At 68.8% G+C, this 2,055-nt stretch carries 1 protein-coding gene; it reads left to right on the top strand.

Going from position 1 to position 2,055, the window contains the following annotated elements:
* Positions 1-228: 228 nt before the first annotated feature.
* Positions 229-2,055 (top strand): glycoside hydrolase family 15 protein (locus U9980_RS13595; protein ID WP_322768241.1); only part of this gene is annotated, 1,827 nt, incomplete at its 3' end.

Here is a 2,055-nt window from a genome sequence, read left to right as displayed (position 1 = left end):
GTCTGACCGGGCCACCACCAGTACGGCGTGCCCCTAACCTAGCTGTTGCGGCGAGGCCTTAAGGTAAGCGGTCTTGCCCACGCGAACGCGAGGGATGTTCATCACACCCGACCTGTCCACACCGGCCAGGGACGACGTGATCATGGGGGGGTCCCAGCGGATCGCGAAGCGATCCGTGGAGTCCGTCTCCTCGCGTCGCCGCAGGCCCCAAGAAACCCCGGAGAGACCGTGCCCTCCCGTATCGAGGACTACGCGGTGATAGGCGACACACATTCGGCCGCGCTGGTCTCCAGGGACGGTTCGATTGACTGGCTGTGCCTACCGCGGTTCGACTCGACCGCCTGTTTCGCCGCCCTGCTCGGCGACAACGACTCCGGCCACTGGAAGATCGCGCCGGTCGATCCCGTGCTCGCGGTGAGCCGCCGCTACCGGGGTGACACCCTCGTCCTGGAAACCGACATGACCACGGCGAACGGAACCGTGCGCATCGTCGACGCCATGTACCCGCGCTCAGGCGAGCACATCGTGCTGAGGCTGGTCGAGGGCGTCGAAGGCACCGTGCGGATGCGCAGCGAGACCCGCATCCGGTTCGACTACGGCTCGATCGTCCCCTGGGTGCGACGGCTGGACGATCACACAATGATCGCGGTCGCCGGGCCGGACGCGGTGACGTTGCGTACAACCGCGCCGATGGAGGGCCACGACATGGCCACCTTCGCGGAGTTCGCGGTGTCCGCCGGCCAGTCCGTGCCGTTCTCCCTGACCTGGTGTCCCTCACACCGTCGCGCACCCACCCAGATCGACGTCCGCCGGGCGATCGATCTCACCGAGTCGTGGTGGGCGGAGTGGATGGCCGGCTGCACCTACGACGGACAGTGGCAGGAGGCCGTCCGGCGGTCCCTGATCACCCTCAAGGCGCTGACGTACGCCCCCACCGGCGGCATCGTCGCGGCGGTCACCACATCCCTGCCGGAGATGATCGGTGGCGTCCGCAACTGGGACTACCGCTACTGCTGGTTGCGCGACGCCACCATCACCCTGCTCGCTCTGCTCGATGCCGGCTTCACCAGCGAGGCCACCGCGTGGCGGGAATGGCTGCTGCGCGCGGTGGCCGGTGACCCCTCCCGGGTCCAGATCATGTACGGGGTCGGCGGTGAACGCCGGCTCACCGAGTACGAAGTGCCGTGGCTGCCCGGCTACGAGGGTTCGTCGCCCGTACGGGTCGGCAACGGCGCCGTCGAACAGTTCCAGCTCGACGTCTACGGCGAGGTACTGGACGCGCTGCATGTGGCCCGGATGGCGACCGAGGTGGACGGCCGCGACGACTCCTGGGCCCTGCAGTCCAAGCTGATGGACTTCCTGGAGACCGGATGGCGTAAGCCTGACGAGGGCATCTGGGAGGTCCGAGGGCCGCGGCGGGACTTCGTCCACTCCAAGGTCATGGCCTGGGTGGCGGCCGACCGGGCGATCAAGGGCATCACCGAGTCGGGCCTGCCCGGCCCGTTGGACCGCTGGACGGCGCTGCGAGCCGAGATCCACAACGAGGTCTGCATCCGGGGCTTCGACCCCGACCGCAACACCTTCACGCAGTTCTACGGCTCCACCGAGCTGGACGCCGCCCTGCTGTACATGCCGCTGGTCGGCTTCCTGCCCGCGACGGATCCGCGGGTCGTCGGCACGGTGAGCGCCATCGAACGTGAGCTCATGCAGGACGGCTTCGTACTGCGCTACCCGACCGCCGAGGACGGTGCCGTGGACGGGCTGCCCGCTGGTGAGGGCGCCTTCCTGGCCTGCACCTTCTGGCTCGCCGACAACTACGCGCTGTCGGGGCGGGTGCGCGAGGCCCAGGAGCTGTTCGAACGGCTGCTGGCCCTGCGTAACGACGTGGGGCTGCTGGCGGAAGAGTACGACCCGCGGCTGGGGCGCATGGTCGGCAACTTCCCGCAGGCGTTCAGTCATGTGCCGCTGGTCAACACCGCGCGGACGCTGACCGATGCGCTCCGGGGCATGCCGCGCTCCCGAACCGACCGGGCCTACCCACCCGGCCACTTCTTC

This window comes from Protofrankia sp. Cr1, assembly GCF_963555865.1.
In the GTDB taxonomy this organism is placed as follows: Bacteria; Actinomycetota; Actinomycetes; order Frankiales; family Frankiaceae; genus Protofrankia.
The sequence above is the reverse complement of the archived record's forward strand: the minus strand, read 5'-3'. Positions and strand labels throughout refer to the sequence as shown.